Origin of the sequence: Coprococcus sp. AF38-1 (genome assembly GCF_003603945.1) — a bacterium.
In the GTDB taxonomy this organism is placed as follows: Bacteria; Bacillota; Clostridia; order Lachnospirales; family Lachnospiraceae; genus Coprococcus; species Coprococcus aceti.
Genome location: NZ_QVGO01000009.1, coordinates 57,282 through 73,256 on the forward strand (window position 1 = coordinate 57,282; position 15,975 = coordinate 73,256).

General features: G+C 39.5%; 17 protein-coding genes. All 17 read left to right on the plus strand.

Annotation, left to right across the window (positions count from 1 at the left end; translation table 11 throughout):
* Positions 1 to 64: 64 nt before the first annotated feature.
* Positions 65 to 3,850, plus strand: a complete 3,786-nt coding sequence (locus tag DW025_RS13520; RefSeq protein WP_120000369.1) for a YobI family P-loop NTPase — start codon at positions 65 to 67, stop codon at positions 3,848 to 3,850.
* Positions 3,851 to 3,895: 45 nt separating this feature from the next.
* A complete protein-coding gene (locus tag DW025_RS13525; RefSeq protein ID WP_120000371.1) occupies positions 3,896 to 4,627 on the plus strand; it encodes a nuclease-related domain-containing protein in 732 nt (243 codons plus the stop codon).
* A 1-nt stretch (position 4,628) separates the two neighbouring features.
* Complete coding sequence (locus DW025_RS13530; protein ID WP_120000372.1) at positions 4,629 to 4,814, plus strand: ion channel; 186 nt, start codon at positions 4,629 to 4,631, stop codon at positions 4,812 to 4,814.
* On the plus strand, positions 4,811 to 5,659 hold the full coding sequence (locus DW025_RS13535; protein WP_120000374.1) for an ADP-ribosylglycohydrolase family protein: 849 nt from the start codon (positions 4,811 to 4,813) through the stop codon (positions 5,657 to 5,659). The genes DW025_RS13530 and DW025_RS13535 overlap by 4 nt, the downstream gene beginning before the upstream one ends.
* Positions 5,660 to 5,800: 141 nt before the next feature.
* The gene (locus DW025_RS13540; protein WP_117549116.1) at positions 5,801 to 6,007 is read left to right on the plus strand and encodes a YdbC family protein; all 207 of its coding nucleotides are present in this window, start codon (positions 5,801 to 5,803) and stop codon (positions 6,005 to 6,007) included.
* A 26-nt stretch (positions 6,008 to 6,033) separates the two neighbouring features.
* The gene (locus DW025_RS13545) at positions 6,034 to 6,483 is read left to right on the plus strand and encodes a YaiI/YqxD family protein (RefSeq protein ID WP_117549115.1); all 450 of its coding nucleotides are present in this window, start codon (positions 6,034 to 6,036) and stop codon (positions 6,481 to 6,483) included.
* A 66-nt stretch (positions 6,484 to 6,549) separates the two neighbouring features.
* Positions 6,550 to 7,743: a class I SAM-dependent methyltransferase gene (locus DW025_RS13550; RefSeq protein WP_117549114.1), complete on the plus strand. Its 1,194-nt coding sequence runs from the start codon at positions 6,550 to 6,552 to the stop codon at positions 7,741 to 7,743.
* 20 nt (positions 7,744 to 7,763) lie between these two features.
* On the plus strand, positions 7,764 to 8,174 hold the full coding sequence (locus DW025_RS13555; RefSeq protein ID WP_015534796.1) for a peptide deformylase: 411 nt from the start codon (positions 7,764 to 7,766) through the stop codon (positions 8,172 to 8,174).
* 8 nt (positions 8,175 to 8,182) lie between these two features.
* Positions 8,183 to 8,965, plus strand: coding sequence for an AlkZ-related protein (locus tag DW025_RS13560; RefSeq protein ID WP_117549113.1), 783 nt, complete (start codon positions 8,183 to 8,185; stop codon positions 8,963 to 8,965).
* A 163-nt stretch (positions 8,966 to 9,128) separates the two neighbouring features.
* Entirely contained in the window at positions 9,129 to 10,409 is a 1,281-nt protein-coding gene (locus tag DW025_RS13565) for an L-aspartate oxidase (RefSeq protein WP_055144816.1), read from the plus strand.
* A 2-nt stretch (positions 10,410 to 10,411) separates the two neighbouring features.
* Positions 10,412 to 11,266: a carboxylating nicotinate-nucleotide diphosphorylase gene (gene nadC, locus DW025_RS13570; protein WP_118649068.1), complete on the plus strand. Its 855-nt coding sequence runs from the start codon at positions 10,412 to 10,414 to the stop codon at positions 11,264 to 11,266.
* Position 11,267: 1 nt separating this feature from the next.
* Positions 11,268 to 11,792 carry a transcription repressor NadR gene (locus DW025_RS13575; RefSeq protein WP_022058290.1) on the plus strand — a complete coding sequence of 175 codons (525 nt, stop codon included), beginning with the start codon at positions 11,268 to 11,270 and terminating at the stop codon, positions 11,790 to 11,792.
* Positions 11,793 to 11,817: 25 nt separating this feature from the next.
* On the plus strand, positions 11,818 to 12,732 hold the full coding sequence (gene nadA, locus DW025_RS13580) for a quinolinate synthase NadA (protein ID WP_118017434.1): 915 nt from the start codon (positions 11,818 to 11,820) through the stop codon (positions 12,730 to 12,732).
* A gap of 158 nt (positions 12,733 to 12,890) precedes the next feature.
* On the plus strand, positions 12,891 to 13,763 hold the full coding sequence (locus tag DW025_RS13585) for an aldose 1-epimerase family protein (RefSeq protein ID WP_117549108.1): 873 nt from the start codon (positions 12,891 to 12,893) through the stop codon (positions 13,761 to 13,763).
* A 234-nt stretch (positions 13,764 to 13,997) separates the two neighbouring features.
* Positions 13,998 to 14,333: a PadR family transcriptional regulator gene (locus DW025_RS13590; RefSeq protein WP_022216808.1), complete on the plus strand. Its 336-nt coding sequence runs from the start codon at positions 13,998 to 14,000 to the stop codon at positions 14,331 to 14,333.
* A complete protein-coding gene (locus DW025_RS13595; protein ID WP_120000376.1) occupies positions 14,311 to 14,904 on the plus strand; it encodes a DUF1700 domain-containing protein in 594 nt (197 codons plus the stop codon). The genes DW025_RS13590 and DW025_RS13595 overlap by 23 nt, the downstream gene beginning before the upstream one ends.
* A 2-nt stretch (positions 14,905 to 14,906) precedes the next feature.
* On the plus strand, positions 14,907 to 15,851 hold the full coding sequence (locus DW025_RS13600; protein WP_120000378.1) for a DUF4097 family beta strand repeat-containing protein: 945 nt from the start codon (positions 14,907 to 14,909) through the stop codon (positions 15,849 to 15,851).
* The last annotated feature ends 124 nt before the right edge of the window (positions 15,852 to 15,975 follow it).

The following is a 15,975-nucleotide window of genomic DNA, read 5'->3' on the forward strand; positions in this document are numbered from 1 at the left end:
TGTAGTAAGTGGTATTACAAGAAGAAACATAAATTTGTGCTACATTGTTGAACTAGGGGGATACATGAAAATTACAAATATAATAAAGTTAATAGGGCTAAATATAAAACAGAGTATTGATGAAAATATAAAGAGTATAACAAAAAAGTTCAACAGTTATATAAACGAACTAGAGGAGCGGGTTAATAGTAAATATAGAGTATATGAAGATATGGCGCCACAATCAGATATAGAAAATGCTGATGCGTATTTTGATGCGCTGTCTTGGGCTTTAAAAAATAAAAAAATAAAGAATATAGCATTGACAGGACCATATGGTTCTGGAAAAAGTAGTGTCATTAAGTCTTATTTAAAGATGCATTCTAGAATAAAATCATTAAATATTTCTTTGGCAACATTTGATGTAAATGATGAGAATAATTATGATTACGAAACTTTAATTGAAAGGGGAATCTTAAAACAATTGTTTTATAAGATAGATTCAAATAAGATTCCTCAAAGTAGATATAGAAAGATAAAGAATATATATTGGAGACAATATTTTATTATAATTACAATGACAGTAGTGTTATTATTGGCTGGTGTTATATTTTGTTATCCAGATGTAATTGATAAAGTATTAAACTTTTTTAATTATATTAGTCAATACTATGAAATATCTAAAATTTATGTAAGCGTGATCGTGATTATGTTCAGTTTATTATTTATTGCTGTGATTTCACATATATTGAAATGGTGTATTTCTAAATTTAGAATTGCAGAGATAAGTATTGCTGATAAAGCAAAGTTTACTGATGAGAAAAATGAAGATTCAATTTTTGATAAGGCTCTAGATGAAATAATATATTTCTTTGAAATGACTAAATATAATGTTGTTTTTATAGAAGATGTAGATAGGTTTAATACATCAGAAATTTTTGTGAAGTTACGTGAACTTAACACTTTATTGAATAACTATGATCTTATAAAAAGGAGAATAGTTTTTGTATATGCTATAAAGGATGATATGTTTAATGATCAAGATAGAACCAAGTTTTTTGATTTTATTATTCCTATTATCCCAATTATTAATTCAACAAATTCTGGTGAAAAATTACTAGAAAAACTTAAATTCGAGAAAAAAGAAGATGGTACAGAAAAAAGTACAATGTATGATATTTCTTCAAAATATATAAATTTAATATCTCCATTCATTGAGGATATGAGATTGTTAACAAATATTTGTAATGAGTTTTCAATATATAAACAAACGTTAGATAGCATAAAGCTACGTGATGAAGCCATGTTCTCAATGATGGTTTTTAAAAGTTTATATCCAAGGGAATTTTCAAAAGCGGAGGCAGAAAAGGGAATTATAAAACAGGCTTTTGAAGATAAGATAAAATTTGTAGAAACAAAGAAGAACGAATTAGATAATGATAAAGAAAAATTTGTAAAAATTCTACAGAATATAGAAAAGGATGTATTAGAAAATGAACAGGAAGTTAAGGCAGCTCTTATTCATTATTTAGAAGGAAATAATGGACAATTTAGATACTTTAATATTGGAAGATATAGCTATGATTATCAAGAAATAATGGATGATAGTTTTGATTTGAATTTACTAAAAAAAGATACTCAAATAGATATTTATTGTTATAATAACAACTGGCGAAGCATAGAAAGTATGAAAAATGATAAGAGTATTCAAAGGTATTTGAGTAGACTTAATTATATAAAATATAATAAAGACAGAGAAAACATTCAAAAAAATATAGATGATATAAACACGGTAATAGAGGAAATACATGCATTTTCTTTGCGAGAATTAATAGACAAATATGGTAGTGATATTATTTTCTCTGATGAAGTTCAAAATAATAAATTTTTGATATTTCTATTGAGTAAAGGTTTTATAAATGAAGACTATGCTGATTATATAAATTATTTCCATCCAAATAGTATTACTAAGGATGAAATGAATTTTATAAGAAAAGTTCGGATGCAGGAGACTGGAGAAGATTGGACACAAACAATTAAAAATGTTGCACAGGTGTGCGCGCGTATAGAAGACTATGAATTTAAACAAATACAAATATTAAATTTTGATATTGTTGACTATATTATAACTAAACAAAAAGATTCGGATAAATGTAGATTTTTGTTTGAAGGATTTTTAAATGGAAATAAAAAATACTATGAATTCGCTAAAAAATATATAGAACGAAATAAAAATATAGAAATTTTTGTTCCTCTGATTTGTTCTAAAAATTGTAAATTATGGCATGAGATTGTTAATGACAATTTGTTGACTAATGATAAGAAATTTGAATATTTAGCCTTAATTTTTGAATATGCTGATATGGAAGATATTTCACTGCAAAATAGCAATTCATATATTGATAAAAATAAGCTAATCATAGATGAAAATGGCACTCTTGCTGAACCTGAAAAAAGAGGTATAGCTGAGTTTATAGAAAATAATAAAAATGCATTAGTGAAATTATCAAGCGTTCCACAGGATATTATGAAAGCATTTATTAAAGAACAAAAAGTTTGTTTTTCAAATATAGAAATTGAGGATGCAGATAAAAATGTTTTAGATTATATATTTAACAATAATTATTATGAGTTAAATATGGATATGTTAATAAGTTTGTTTATGTTATATTTCCCAGATAGATTAAACACGTTTAAAACAGCAAATTATACAACCATAAAAGAGACCAATTTTATACCTTTGATTGATAGATTAGCGGGAAATGCTGAATTTAATTCATATGTAAGAAAATTTGTGGTAGAACAAAATGAAAACATACGTGAGAGTATTGAATCGGTAGAAGAAATTTTAAAAAGGGAGTTTGTTAATGATAATGAATTATGCAAAGCAGTAATAGATCATGAAAATATAATTTGGAAAGATTTTACTGGATGCTGTGTATGTGAAGAGAAATATAAGCAAGAAAGAAAACAAATCTGGGATTATATATTGGAAAAAGATAAAATAATGAATACATGGGAAACATTTGTCGGATATTACATGGAATATTCAATAACAAATGAATTATTAGAGTGGACTGAAAAAAATATAGCAGAATTAATAAAATACGATAGGCCTGATAACCTAACAGATATAATCATCAAAGACTTAATAATTAAAAATATTTCCTATGAAACATTTTCTTTGATTATTAGTACATACAATGTAGAATGCTTTGATTTGGATCTAGCTAAGTTTGAGTATGATAGAATAGAAGTCCTTGTAAATAATAGATATGTGCCATATTCACATGAATATTTAAAATCTATGTATAAAGTTGCGCCAGAGCAGGTCGTGAATTATCTTATATATAATAAGAACGAATTTATAAATGATATTGAAAATGTAGATTTAGAAATTGAGACAGTGAGTGCATTGATAGCTAGAAACTGTTTTAATGAATTAGAAATAAATAGTTTGTTGAGGCAGGTACCTATATCTAATGTGGATGAGGCACTTGCGATGGAAATTCGAAAATTGAATATTCCTGTAGAAAAAAGAATCGTTGATAGGGCCTGGGAATTGTTAAAAGTAGAGAATCGTTATCAGCTATTATTAAATCAAATAGATATATTTACTATTCAGGAAATATCAGAGAAATTGCATTCATTAGCTTTTGAATATAAACAACTAGCTGATATTTCGAGAAGACATAAAGAGTTTTTGCCTATTGATAAATATGGTTATAATGAAAAATTGCTAAAAAAGTTGTGGAATCTAGATTATATTTCTAGTTATCGGATTGACGAATATTATATAGAAGACACCCAAAAGCATGAGAAAATCAAAAAAACACGTTATGAAGTGTGGATAAGAAAAAAAGTAGCTTAGAAGCATGCTGTGGAAATTGAGCAAGATAACTTATAGGGGGAATAAATGGGATTATTCGAAATACTAAAAGGTGAACAGCCAGGCATAATAACCTCACTCCTGCATTACAGAAATGTAGGGCAGTACGGTGAGTATTTAACAGAATATGCACTTACACATGACAACATAGCTGGTGATCTTGTTGTCCTCAAGAATGTTTATGTTCCGACAGGCAGCAAGACTACGGAAATAGATATGTTGATGATACATGAGAAGGGCATATTTGTAATCGAGAGTAAGAATTACAGCGGGTGGATATTTGGCGATTACAATCAGTTGAACTGGACACAGAGCTTTCCGAATGGAGAGAAACATAAATTTTATAATCCAATAAAGCAGAACAGGACACATATAAAGGCGTTGGCAGAATATCTGGGAAAACCAGCGTCAGAATTTATGTCTTACATAGTATTTTCTGAGAGGTGCACATTGAAGAAAGTACCGCCAGATACATCGGATGTTATAATAGTGCGTAGACCACATATGCTTAATAGATTACGATCTCAGCTTAACGGTATGTCAGTTAAGTATACTCATGATGAGATAGTGGCGATGAAGGACAAGCTGACAAATCTGACCAATAAGAGCACCGCTGAAAAGAAACAGCATATTGAAAATATCAAGACAAAGTGTCCGTTTTGTGGTAGTGAACTTGTGAAAAGAAATGGTAAATATGGCATGTTCTGGGGATGTAGTGCATATCCAAAGTGCAAATTTACAAGACCAATAGACAAATAACATTTATTGCCTTGGATATGGAGATATTTATCCAGTTACAGTATTCGGTAAGCTGGTAAGTATGGTATCATCTATAGTGGGGATAGCAGTAGTGGCTTTGCCTGCAGAAGTTATAACTGGTGGATATATTGACGTGATAAAGAGCGAAAAAGGCAATGATGATGTATGTAGGGAGAAAGAAATATGAATGAAAAGACAAATACTCTAAAATCAGCCATCTACGGTCTCGCCGTAGGTGATGCGTTGGGCGTTCCGTATGAATTTAAATTCAGGGGCGCATTTGAATGTACAGATATGATAGGCTATGGTACGCACAATCAGCCGGAGGGAACCTGGTCGGATGATACCAGTATGGCGCTAGCCACTTGCGCCAGTATCAAAGCGTGTGGCAGAGTTGACGTGGATGATATCAGAGACAGATTCCGCAGATGGCTAAAAGAAGGAGCATATACACCGTTTGGAGAAGTGTTTGACTGTGGAAATACGTGCGCTGCGGCTATCAGATCTGGAAGAGGTTGTGATGACGAGTGGTCCAATGGCAATGGTTCGCTTATGAGGATCATTCCATTGGCATTTGTTGAAGGGATAACGGACGCGGAGATAGAGGCTGTGTCAGCTATAACACATGCACACAGCTTGTCAAAGCTTGCCTGTGTGTGTTATGTCAGGATTGCCATTGATCTTGTAAATGGTGTGCCGCTTGCAGAGTCGATAAAGAGACATGTGCCGGGCAATTCAAAGTTGTCGGGAGCTATCGGTATTGAAAATGTGTTGAGAAGTGATGGCATGGGATCTTCAGGCTATGTGGTTGATACGTTTGTGGCGGCTATGTGGTGCCTGCTTACGACTGATAACTACAGGGATTGCGTGCTTAAGGCGGTGAATCTGGGCAGCGATACGGATACGACCGCAGCGGTAGCCGGAGGACTTGCGGGAATCATGTATGGACTTGAAGGCATACCGGCTGAGTGGTTGTCGAAGATGAAGTCAATGGACATGATAGATCAAGAATTGTTTTCTTTGCTCCAATAATTGTAATCCCACGTCTCTGAGGATATAGCATCATTGAAAAGCCTCATAAAAACAGATATAATGATTAACAACGGCCCATCACATCAAACAAAGTAGTTGTGACGGGCTTTATCTTTAAAGGATAAAGGAGATACATAGAAAATGGCAGATTTTAAATACGAAATAGTAGAGCACATAGGAGTGATCTCGGAAAGTGCAAAGGGATGGACTAAGGAACTTAATAAGATATCGTGGAATGGTGGCACACCAAAGTATGATATCAGAGAGTGGGCACCAGAGCATGAGAAGATGGGTAAGGGTGTGACACTTACAGAAGAGGAGGCGTCTAAATTAAAGGCGTTGCTGTAGAGACAGCACGAGAAAGGACTAGGTCAATGAAGATATTTGTTGATGCTGATGCGTGTCCGGTGATTGATATAGTTGAAGACATAGCAACAAAATACAACATCCCAGTAACGCTTCTATGCGATACGAACCATGTCCTCACATCTGATTACAGTGAGGTTATCGTGGTCGGTGCCGGGGCGGATGCCGTGGATTACAAGTTGATAAGCATTTGTCACAGGGGCGACATAGTGGTTACTCAGGACTATGGCGTGGCTGCAATGGCGCTTGGCAAAGGTGCGTATGCGATCCATCAGTCGGGCAAATGGTATACGGATGAGAATATCGATCAGATGCTTATGGAGAGACATTTGAATAAAAAGGCGAGAAGGGCATCGAGCAGGAATCATATCAAAGGGCCGAGGAAGAGGACAGAAGAGGATGACCAGAGATTTGCGGAGTCTTTTGAGAAGCTGCTGCGAAAGGCAAATAATCTGTAGATACATATGAAAGTGGAGGGGGATTCGAACTCTCACCACATATGAACTGGAAGAGGTCAGATTTTAATGGATGATAAAAATACAAACAGAACAATAGAATACTACAACAAATATGCTGACAGATATTCCGAGGTAACCAGAAATGCTGACATGTCGGATATTTACAAGCGCTTTGAGGAAAATCTCAAGCCGGGCTGCAGGATACTTGATCTTGGCTGCGGCAGTGGCCGTGACAGCAAATATTTTCTGGACAAGGGATATAAGGTTGTGTCTCTGGACGCGTCTGAGGCGATGTGCAGGAAAACTCAGGAGCTGACGGGAAAAGCGGCTGTACATATGCGCATTGAGGACATGAATTATGAGAATGAATTTGACGCTGTGTGGGCATGTGCTTCACTGCTCCATGTTGCCAAGAGCGATATGCACAAGATCCTTGAGAAGGCTATGAAGGCGCTCAGGGTCGGCGGGGTATTGTATGCTTCGTGGAAGTACGGCAAGAGTGAACGGACGCGGGATGATGGAAGGACATTTGCCAATTATACTGAGGCCCGGGTTTGCGATATGGTGGCGTTGGTTTCAGGCGCATCGCTTGAGGATGTATGGACGAGTCAGGATGTCAGGCTTGACAGGATAGGTCAGGGACATTTGTGGGTAAATGTTCTGGTGAAGAAGACCAGAGTTGTCATAACTGAGAAGGAATTTCTGAACATTTTCTGGAAGCAATACCAGATCATTGAGAAGGATGTCAGGATCAGTTCGGAGTATGTGGACATTCACAAGAGCAACTTCCCGACATTTTCAAGCAGATACATAAATATGTTTCTGAACATCTGCAGCAATATTGATTCTCTGATTGAGATATATTGCAAGATGGTAGAGGAGGACGATTACAGGAAGAAGTACAATATACATGACAGGCTTACTCCTGTGCTTAGGAAATTCCCGGCTATCAGGCTTGACGCAGTGAGGACGATAGACACATTTGAAGATATCGAGTTGAAGCCGTTCAGCGCATTTGTGGATGGCAGGATCGCGGATTGGTGGAATGACTATAACCTGGTAAAACATGCCAGAAGCGAGAAGAATGAGAAGACGGGAAAGTACAATTTCCAGAGCGCAAATCAGAAGAATGTGCTGACTGCCCTGGCTGCGTATTTTATCGTGTGCAACCGCATATACGAGGAGATATGCGAGATCTCGGCAACGCCGAAGAAGCTGCTCAAGTCGAAATTATTCCTGTACGTGAAGAATGGTGAGTAGATAAGGAAAGGTAATAGACCATGGTAAAACAGATAGTAAGAGATCAGATGTTTCTCAGCCAGAAGTCATCTCCGATGACGACTATGGATGCGGGGATCATAGCAGATATGCAGGACACATTAGCGGCAAATCAGGCGAGGTGCGTCGGCATGGCGGGCAACATGATCGGATATAAGAAGAGGATAATCATCGTCAGTATGGGATTTGCCAATGTTGTCATGCTGAATCCGGTACTCCTGTCAAAGTCGGGGGCTTACGAGACAGAGGAGGGATGTCTGTCTCTGGACGGCACGAGAAAGGTGACAAGGTATAGAGACATAGAAGTAGAGTTTCAGGATGCATCATTTGCAAAAAAGCGTATGAAGTTCAACGGATATATAGCCCAGATAGTGCTCCATGAGATGGATCACCTTGAGGGGCGAATAATTTAGGAGAGTTTATGGAATCAAAAGACGGAACATGGATTATGTATGGCGTTTCAGAGGATGATCCGGAGTGCCTGCACACGGTGGACGAACTTATCGGATATATAGAGGAAGTGGGATTCCTGCCTCTTTTCCGCAATGAGATACCTGGATTTTCGGTGGAAGAGCGAACCACGGAGAAGTATTGGTGGAGTGAAGACCCGCAGAGGGATCCTTGGGTGTGGCGTGAGATCATAGCCAGAAGAGGCGACATCGCATACGGCAAATTTTTCCACAATAAGGCGGGATTTATCTCAAAGAAATGGTTCCCGTATTTTGCAAATTATAGAAGAGCTGGATATGATTTCGATGCCAGATGGGATGATGAGCTTGCATCATTCAGGCAGAAGAAGATCATGGATCTGTTCATGGATGACCGGATAGACGAGGAGAGCGATGCGGAATTTGCGGCAGAAAAGCTGGATAGTATGTACAATACAGAACTTTTTTCATTCGATATAAAGAAGCTTGCCGGATTTGGCAAGGGCGGAGAGAAAGGCTTTGAGGGTACGATGACACAGCTCCAGATGCAGACCTATCTGTGTGCATGTGACTTCAGAAAACGGTTGAACAAGAAGGGCGCGGAATACGGCTGGAATGTGGCTGTGTATTCCATGCCGGAGAAGCTGTGGGGATATGACCATGTGACGTCCGCATATGGTGAGAGCCCTGAGGAATCGTGGAAGAGGATAGTGAAGCATATGGATGATATTTACCCGATAGCTACAGAGAAACAGATAAAGAAAGTCTTAAAGTAGAGACTTATGGTGTGCATTATTTCGAAAACTCACATCAAAAAAGGTTTACATCAAAAGTTTACATATAACATTACATATATATTTACATATGTGTTTACATATGTTATGTTTATATGCAAGTCAGGTTATAAAGAATAATATGATGCCTACTTGAAGAGGAGAAATGATGAACACTGTATATGATGTTATTATTGTGGGAACTGGCGCTGCAGGCTTGTTCTGTGCGTTGAATTTTCCAGAGACAAAAAAGGTCTGTATTATCACAAAAAGACGGGCTGATGAGTCCGACTCTTTTTTGGCCCAGGGCGGCATATGTATGCTGCGGGGTGAGGAAGACTACGAAGATTATTTTGAAGACACCATGAGAGCCGGTCATTATGAGAACAATAAAAAGACAGTCGATCTGATGATCAGATCATCGAATCTTGTTATCAGAGAATTGATAAGGCTTGGAGTTAGATTTGAGAGAGATGAGAGCGGAAAGCTTGCCTTCACCAAGGAGGGAGCTCACAGCCAGCCAAGAATATTGTTCCACGAGGACATTACCGGCAAAGAGATTACATCCACTTTGCTGGAGTGTGCAAAGAAAAAATCCAATATCGAGATATATGAGTATACGACTATGCTCGACATCATCTGCAATGACAATGCCTGTGGTGGAGTGGTTATAGCTGATGAGGCCAAGAACATAAGCATACTTAGATCCAACAATGTTGTATTGGCGTGTGGTGGAATCGGAGGTATATATAAGAACTCAACGAATTTTGCCCATATAACAGGTGATGCCATAGCAATTGCTTTAAAACATGGTGTAGAGGTAGAGAATCTGAATTATGTACAGATCCACCCGACAACATTGTTTAGCCGGAATAAGGGAAGAAGATTTTTGATATCTGAATCTGTGAGAGGCGAAGGCGCATGGCTTCTTAACAAGGCGGGAGAAAGGTTTACAGATGAACTGCAGCCTCGTGATGTAGTCAGCCATGCAATATGGAAACAGATGGAGATAGATGGAACGGAGCATGTGTGGGAAGATCTGAGACCGCTTGGAAGAGATGTGATCTTGCAGCATTTTCCACATATATACAAGCAGTGCAAGGATGAGGGGTATGATGTGCTTGTTGAACCAATACCGGTTGTGCCGGCTCAGCATTACCACATGGGCGGAGTGAAGGCAGATCTCGCCGGAAGGACATCCATGGAAGGATTGTATGCGGTAGGAGAAGCTGGATGTAATGGAGTGCATGGCAGAAACAGACTGGCAAGCAATTCGTTACTTGAGTCGCTTGTATTTGCACAGAGGGCAGCAGATGATATCATGTTCAGCAGAGAGCACAGAGGCTGTGGAGAAGACAACATAGATCTGTCTGAATATGAAGATATAGATGGTTTGTTTAGAGAATATAAGAATATAGTTTTGACAGAAACGGAAAGAAGAGGCTGAGAATGAATCAGATAACAATGAAATTGAATGCGGACAAGCTTATAATGATGGCTTTACAGGAGGATATCACAAGTGAGGATGTATCCACAAATGCGGTGATGCCAAAGGCACAGAAAGGAAAAGTAGACCTGATATGCAAGCAGGATGGAATCATTGCAGGACTTGATGTATATGCAAGAGTATTTACACTCTTAGATGACAGCACTGAGGTTGAGTTCTTCTGCAAAGATGGCGATGAGGTGAAGGCTGGCCAGCTTATGGGAATTGTGACTGGTGATATCAGGGTTCTTCTCTCTGGCGAGAGGGTTGCGCTTAATTACCTGCAGCGTATGAGTGGTATAGCTACATATACCCATGAGGTTGCAGAACTTCTTAAAGGAAGCAAGACTACTCTGCTGGATACCAGAAAGACTACGCCTAATTGTCGGATATTTGAGAAGTATGCAGTCAGAGTCGGCGGAGGCTGCAATCACAGATACAATTTGTCGGATGGAGTATTGCTTAAGGATAATCATATAGGCGCTGCGGGAAGTATAAGCAATGCAGTGAGAATGGCAAAGGAGTATGCGCCATTTGTCCGCAAGATAGAGGTTGAAGTTGAGACACTGGATCAGGTAAAAGAGGCTGTTGAAGCGGGAGCCGATATCATTATGCTTGACAATATGACAACGGATCAGATGAGAGCTGCGATTGATTTGATCGATGGACGTGCGGAGACAGAATGTTCAGGCAATGTTACAAAAGAGAACATAGAGAGACTGATATCATTGGGAGTGGATTATATATCAAGCGGTGCGCTTACACACAGCTCACCTATAATGGATATATCGATGAAAAATCTTCATGCGGAGGAATAAAGTGAAGGCAAAAGAGAGAAGGGAAAGGATACTTGACATTGTGAAGAATTCAGATGTCCCTGTTCCGGCAAATAAGCTTGCGTCAGAATTCGATGTCAGTAGACAGATAATAGTGCAGGACATTGCAGTGATCAGGGCGGCTGATGATGGCATAATTGCAACTAACAGGGGTTATATATACAAGAATGAATCAAAATGTCAGAGAGAGTTTAAAGTAAAACACGGTTATGACAGGACTGAGGAAGAACTCACGATCATAGTTGATTATGGCGGTGTTGTAAAGAATGTAAGTATAAGTCATACGGTGTACAATCGTGTTACTGCAAAGATGAATATTGCTTCCAGATACGACGTGGCAAAATTTATGAAAAAATTGGAAAACAGCCAGTCGTCCCTGCTTGGAAATGCTACGAACGGATATCATTACCATCTGATAGAGGCTCCAAGTGAAGAGATCCTGGACAACATAGAGCAGAAGCTCGATGAGACAGGCTTCCTTGTTCCGTGGCAGGAGTGGGAGAAATAATACAAAATGATTTGGAGAGAATAAAATGACGATAAAAGAGATACAGGAAGAGATAATCAGACTGAAGAAAGAGAAAGATTTCTGCATACTGGCACATGCTTATCAGGGACATGAGATTCTTGAAGTTGCAGATTATATGGGAGATTCATATGGACTTAGCGTAGAGGCGAGCAAGGATTCCCGCAAAAATATAATAATGTGTGGTGTGCGTTTTATGGCAGAGACATGTAAGATATTGTCCCCTGATAAGAATGTGTATCTGCCTAACCCTGAAGCCGGATGTCCGATGGCTGAGCAGATGAATCTTGAAATGCTGGATGAGATGAAGAAGAAGTATCCGGGATATGCGGTTGTCGCCTATATAAATACGACATCTGAATTGAAAACTGCCTGTGATGTATGTGTGACATCCTCATCAGCAGTGCAGATCTGCAGCAAGCTTGATAACGACAAGATTCTTTTTATTCCAGATCCGAATCTTGGAAACTATGTTCAAAAGCAGATGCCGGAAAAGGAATTTGCATTTTTTAACGGCGGATGTCCTAGACATCTTGCGGTTACCCTAGATGATGCTTTGAAGGCAAAAGAGTTACATCCACATGCGGAACTTCTTGTCCATCCTGAGTGCAGGCCGGATGTAGTTGCAGAGGCTGATTATGTAGGTTCAACCACAGGAATTATGGCATATGCCAGAAAGTCAGAGAAAAAAGAATTTATCATCGGTACAGAGCACAGTATTGTGGAGCATCTTCAGTATGAGTGCCCTGACAAAATGTTCTATCCAATTTCTTCAAAGCTGATGTGCCATAATATGAAACTTACTACCCTGGTTGACATATTGAATGTATTAAAGGGCACAGGTGGCGAAGAGATAGTCCTTTCTGATGAGGTGATGGAGGGAGCTTCCCGCTGCATCAACAGAATGATCGCGCTTGGATAACGAGGTGCGGATGCCGAGAAACAGTATATAAAATACGGTTGCTTATTAGTTCATTAAGCGACCGTATTTTTTTGTACCTGTGTTATAATGTTATAAAAGTGTATAATATTATTTGCAAATTATGATCAGCCAGACTGGCTGGAGTATAGGAGGACATGATGGGTATTGTTGAATTAAAAAATGATAAGATCGCTATAAAGGTGAATACTCACGGCGCTGAGCTTGTGAGCCTGAAGAGTATCGAGACAGACAGAGAATACATGTGGTGCGGTGATGCTGAGTATTGGGGAAGAGTTTCTCCTGTGCTGTTTCCATTTGTGGGAAAGCTCGAAGGACAGCGTTACAGACATAACGGGGTGGTTTATGAGAATATACCTCAGCACGGATTTGCAAGGGACAGCGAGTTTGTAGTGGCTGGCCAGACTGGTGATACACTGCTGTTTGTGCTTGAGAAGAATGATACATGGCAGAAGAGCTATCCGTTTGATTTCAGTCTTTGTATAGGATACAGACTTGAAGGTTCATCTGTACATGTTATGTGGACCGTTGTGAATGAGGGAACTGACACGATTCATTTTTCTATCGGTGCTCATCCTGCATTTGCATGTGAGGGAGGCATCGGCGGTTATTCTCTGGATATGCACACAGGTAAGAACGAGATTGAATGTGGTCTTTTGACAGCAAATGGAGTTCTTGGAGATAGAACAGTTACGCACAGACTGACAGATGGAGTCTTAAAGCTGCGTGATGAGATGTTTGATGAGGATGCCCTGATCATGGATGGTAAGGGTATAAATACGATTACATTAAGGAACTCATCTGATGCGCCGGTTTTGCAGTTGAGATTTGATGTGCCGCAGATAGGCATATGGTCTCCTGCAAAGAAACATGCGCCATTTGTCTGCATAGAGCCTTGGTTTGGCAGGTGTGACCGCGAGGGATATGACGGAGATCTGGCGGACCGTGAGTATTCAAACAGTCTTGAGGCTGGCCATTCGTTCAGCAAGGAGTATGTCATCGACATACTATAATGGAAAACATATCATGTGTCAGATTAAGATATAGCAGAATATAATTTGTAAGCAGGGCGGGACATCCCATTGGTGGGATGTCCCGCCCTGTTTGTTATGTTTCATATACATTAATGTAAAATCTATGTAAAAGGTGCCTGACCCCATTGTTGTTCCTTTTTGTAGAGTGCTGAAAATACTACTTGACACACAATACTATGTGATGTATAGTATATCACGTTAGGAGGTATAGCGATGGATATACAATTAAAAAGAGGAATGCTCGATGTATGTGTGCTTGCGGCCATCAAGGACGAGGATTCCTATGGATATCAGATCATCAAAGATATGAAGCCGTATGTGACGATATCAGAGTCCACACTCTATCCTATCCTCAGAAGACTTGAGGCGGGAGCACTGCTCACGGTTCATTCCGTGGAGCACAACGGAAGACTCAGAAAGTATTATCATATTACGGATGCCGGAAGAGCCAGGATAGAAGAGTTCAAGGAAGAGTGGAAGGAACTGGAATCCATATACAGATTTATTGTGAAGGAGGAAGTCAGAGATGAACAAACAGGAATATCTTGAGTCGATAAGAAGCAGGATCAGTGCGATGCCGGCCGATGATGTGAACAGGTTTATGGATTATTACAGTGAGATGATAGATGACCGTGTGGAGGACGGCCTTTCCGAGGAGGAGGCTGTGGCGGATATGGGATCTCCGGAGGCTGCTGTGGAGCAGATACTTGAGGAGATGCCGCTCACGAAGCTTGTGAAGGAGAAGATCAAGCCAAAGCACGAGCTCAAGGCATGGGAGGTCATACTCATAGTACTTGGTTCTCCGGTGTGGATACCACTTCTCATTACAGCGGCGGTATTGTTGCTCACACTGTGGATAGTTGCATTTGCACTTCTTATATCATTCTATGCGGTAGTGCTCAGCTTTGTGGTTGCGGGAATAGGCGGATTGATATGTACCATACCTCTGTTCGTGGCCCACAGCCCTTATACAGCAGTTCTCATGCTCGGAGCAGCACTCATAGGAGTTGGTATAGCGATATTGTTTGTTGTATCGGTTAAACCTGTTACGGTTGGTATATTTAAGGTCTGCAAGGCCAGTGTGAATGGTATAAAGAGAATGTTTGTAAAGGAGAAATAGTCATGAGTAGAACAAAGAAAGCTGTTATTGTTGCATCGGTCATGATCGTGGCAGGCATTATCACTGTGATCTCAGCACTTGCTGTAAATGGATTCAGATGGCCAAATGTGACTGTGAATCTGGCACACATGACATCGGAGCCGGTTAATTACGTAAAGAAGACTGTTGATATAAAAGATAAATTCACTGCAATTGATGTAAAAAGCGCATCAGATGTGGATGTTGCCGTGAAGAAGGCGAGTGGAGATACAAGTTATGTGGAGTATTATGACTGCGAGAATCTGGCACATCATGTAGATATATCAGATGGCGTGCTCAGGATAACCGCAGACGACAGCAGGAACGCAGCATTTAACATTTCCATTGGTGTGTATTCTGGAGCATGGCCATCCGTGACGGTGTATCTGGCTGGTACGGAGTACGATGATCTGAAGATTGTGACCAGCAGTGGTGACGTGGATATGGAATATTATCTGGCAATAGGCAATATCGATATAGAGGCCGCCAGCGGCGATGTGATCGTAAAGGGGGTAAATGCAGATGCTCTGACAGTGGCGACCAGCAGTGGTGACATTAAGCTTGACAGTGTATCGTCAAAGGATACAAGAATATCAGCAAACAGTGGTGACGTCAGTCTTGGTGATGTGGTGATGGATAATATTGATCTGAAGACCGCCAGTGGCAATATCACATCTGGCAGTATAAAGACAAAACGTATAAACGGTCGTGCGTCAAGTGGTGACGTAATGATTAGAGACTGTGATGCTTCTGAGATCAATGTCGTGACAACCAGTGGTGATGTATCGATCGGTATTGGCTCAGAAATGAAGTATGAATACAATACAAAGACATCCAGCGGTGATGTAAATGTACCGGACTCGGTTGAGGGAGCAGATGGAAAGTGCAATATTGAGACTAGTAGCGGAGATATTGATGTCACACAGTAAGTCGTAACTGAATACATTTGAAAATTGGTTCAAGGCAGGTCTTCTGAAATGGAATGACCTGCCTTGAGTTGTATTTAGGCTAAATTAAAGTTAATTAATGAAATAAAATGTCGGTAAAGGCCTC

Coding starts and splice junctions, on each gene's coding strand:
- DW025_RS13565 (WP_055144816.1), top strand. CDS start 9,129: ATGATGAACACTGTATATGATGTTATTATTGTGGGAACTGGCGCTGCA.
- nadC (WP_118649068.1), top strand. CDS start 10,412: ATGAATCAGATAACAATGAAATTGAATGCGGACAAGCTTATAATGATG.
- DW025_RS13550 (WP_117549114.1), top strand. CDS start 6,550: ATGGATGATAAAAATACAAACAGAACAATAGAATACTACAACAAATAT.
- DW025_RS13525 (WP_120000371.1), top strand. CDS start 3,896: ATGGGATTATTCGAAATACTAAAAGGTGAACAGCCAGGCATAATAACC.
- DW025_RS13595 (WP_120000376.1), top strand. CDS start 14,311: ATGAACAAACAGGAATATCTTGAGTCGATAAGAAGCAGGATCAGTGCG.
- DW025_RS13545 (WP_117549115.1), top strand. CDS start 6,034: ATGAAGATATTTGTTGATGCTGATGCGTGTCCGGTGATTGATATAGTT.
- DW025_RS13535 (WP_120000374.1), top strand. CDS start 4,811: ATGAATGAAAAGACAAATACTCTAAAATCAGCCATCTACGGTCTCGCC.
- nadA (WP_118017434.1), top strand. CDS start 11,818: ATGACGATAAAAGAGATACAGGAAGAGATAATCAGACTGAAGAAAGAG.
- DW025_RS13520 (WP_120000369.1), top strand. CDS start 65: ATGAAAATTACAAATATAATAAAGTTAATAGGGCTAAATATAAAACAG.
- DW025_RS13560 (WP_117549113.1), top strand. CDS start 8,183: ATGGAATCAAAAGACGGAACATGGATTATGTATGGCGTTTCAGAGGAT.
- DW025_RS13600 (WP_120000378.1), top strand. CDS start 14,907: ATGAGTAGAACAAAGAAAGCTGTTATTGTTGCATCGGTCATGATCGTG.
- DW025_RS13540 (WP_117549116.1), top strand. CDS start 5,801: ATGGCAGATTTTAAATACGAAATAGTAGAGCACATAGGAGTGATCTCG.
- DW025_RS13555 (WP_015534796.1), top strand. CDS start 7,764: ATGGTAAAACAGATAGTAAGAGATCAGATGTTTCTCAGCCAGAAGTCA.
- DW025_RS13590 (WP_022216808.1), top strand. CDS start 13,998: ATGGATATACAATTAAAAAGAGGAATGCTCGATGTATGTGTGCTTGCG.
- DW025_RS13585 (WP_117549108.1), top strand. CDS start 12,891: ATGGGTATTGTTGAATTAAAAAATGATAAGATCGCTATAAAGGTGAAT.